This is a genomic window from Flavobacterium sp. (assembly GCF_049318185.1).
GTDB lineage: Bacteria > Bacteroidota > Bacteroidia > Flavobacteriales > Flavobacteriaceae > Flavobacterium.
On the sequence record NZ_JBMOGV010000217.1, the window covers coordinates 1 to 1,941 of the forward strand.

The window sequence follows — 1,941 nt, forward strand, 5'->3', positions numbered from 1 at the left end:
GTGAAAGGGTTTCCTGATGAATAGTCCAGGTAGGTCAATTTCCCTTCCCAGCTTCCCAATGAATTGGATAAATCTTTTACTTGAAATGTTTGTGCTTTAGCAAATGTGCAGAGAAGTAAAAAGACGATTGTAAGTAAATTGTTTTTCATTAAGTAAAGATAACAATAAATTCAGCTAGCCTAACTTGTTGATAGACAAAATAATAGTTTATCGCCCGCCTCTTGCGTACGATGTCTTCCATACCGCAAAAATTTTTGTTCCCCCCAAAATATAGTCAATATAAAAAGTTTGCTATTGGTAAACTTGCTAACTTTGTAGTGTGTTTAACATTATTACTAGAAAGACACTTTTAGAATATGCCAAAAAGTATCCGTTGGCTAAAACTGCATTATTTGAATGGTATCACGAATTAGTTATATCAGACTTTACAAGTTTTAATGAACTTAAAAAAGTTTATGGTAATGCGAGTTTGGTAAGTGATAACAGAGTGGTATTTAATATAATGGGTAATAAATATAGATTAGTTGTAAGAATTGTATTTGAATTTAAAGCAATCCAAATCAAATGGTTTGGTACGCATAGTGAATATGATAAAATTGATGTTAAAAACGTACCATATAAAAAGTAAGTATTATGGAATTGAAAATTATTAAGACTAAAAAACAGTATGAGTTATGCCTTGATTGGGTAGATGTTCAATTTGATAATAAGGTGAAAGCAAATACGCCACAAGGGGAGAAACTACAAGTAGCACTTTTACTAATTAAACAATATGAAGATGCGCATTATCCAATTCCATTGCCAGATCCAATAGAGGCTATTAAAGTTAAAATGGATGAGTTGGGATTAAAGAATAAGGACTTTGTTGGCAAGGTTGGCAGCAAAGGATATGTATCTTCCGTATTAAATAAAAAAAAGCCCTTAACGCTTGCATTAGCTAAACTTTTTCATCAAGAATTAAATATCCCAGCAGAAGTGCTACTGTCGTAGATGCAACTATTCTAACTTATTGATAAATAATAAAAAGTGCCGCATTCGGGTGAACCTGTCTAGAGTGGTTCTTTATATGAGCAAAACTTTCAGACGGCATTTAATTTCTTCGAAATCAACTAGATGAGTTCCATAGGCGATATGAAGCCAGGCATATAATCTTATCTAGACTAAGTTTAAAAAACCAAAGTTATTTGTGTCTGAACCAGCAATCGGTTCGATTAGCTTCATACTGTTTAAAAACGGTATTTACGGGTGCTCCATGGATTAGTTGCTGGTTAAACTTTGTGCGGGCTATATAATTGAATGCGCCCATATCGCCGGTATAGGCGGTTTTGTTATCGCGATTAGCATATTGGTGAATTGCACAAAGTTGTTGTAGAAAATCAAAAAAAACGGAAGCAGTACCTCCAATAATTCCGCAATTCAGCAAGGGCTCATTTCCATAAGTACTTTCATAAGCTGCATAATCGGATATGTTTTTCCGTAGATGTTCGCAATGGGCAATCATCCAATCGTTGTGTAATGATTTGGGTTCGTCGCCACAGAAAAGGGCAGTTGGATTTTCCTTAAAAAGCGGATCTGTAAATGGGTTGTTTACAAGCACCACATCGGCAATATCGGTAATAAAAATTCCTTTGATTTGTTGAATATGATGCTGCAAAAAATCCCTGTAAACAAAATATCGAAATACATTGGGATTAAATTGAGGGTCATGATCGATTTTAATGAACGAAATATTTTCATTTTCGAACATCCTACACGTTTCTTCGGAGAAATTATTATGAAAAATAACCCCTTGTACATTCGCTGCTGTAATGGATTCCACCCAGTCCTTTACCAAATCGTACGAATCGTTTGCAAGTGTTATATTACGATTTACATCGTGCACACCAGTAATGTGACAGGCCATTACTACATTAGTATTTGGCGGAAAAAGCGGCGATTCAA

The 1,941-nt window shown here is 34.7% G+C and carries 3 protein-coding genes; 2 read left to right on the forward strand and 1 reads right to left on the reverse strand.

The window, feature by feature from the left end:
• Nucleotides 1-373: 373 nt before the first annotated feature.
• Nucleotides 374-628, forward strand: coding sequence for a type II toxin-antitoxin system HigB family toxin (locus tag ACOYLT_RS11730; RefSeq protein ID WP_422854022.1), 255 nt, complete (start codon nucleotides 374-376; stop codon nucleotides 626-628).
• Between the two features lie 5 nt (nucleotides 629-633).
• Nucleotides 634-990: a helix-turn-helix domain-containing protein gene (locus ACOYLT_RS11735; RefSeq protein ID WP_422854023.1), complete on the forward strand. Its 357-nt coding sequence runs from the start codon at nucleotides 634-636 to the stop codon at nucleotides 988-990.
• Between the two features lie 190 nt (nucleotides 991-1,180).
• On the opposite strand, the gene ACOYLT_RS11740 is transcribed toward ACOYLT_RS11735, so the two are convergent.
• On the reverse strand, nucleotides 1,181-1,941 hold a 761-nt coding region (locus tag ACOYLT_RS11740; RefSeq protein WP_422854024.1), incomplete at its 5' end, for a hypothetical protein.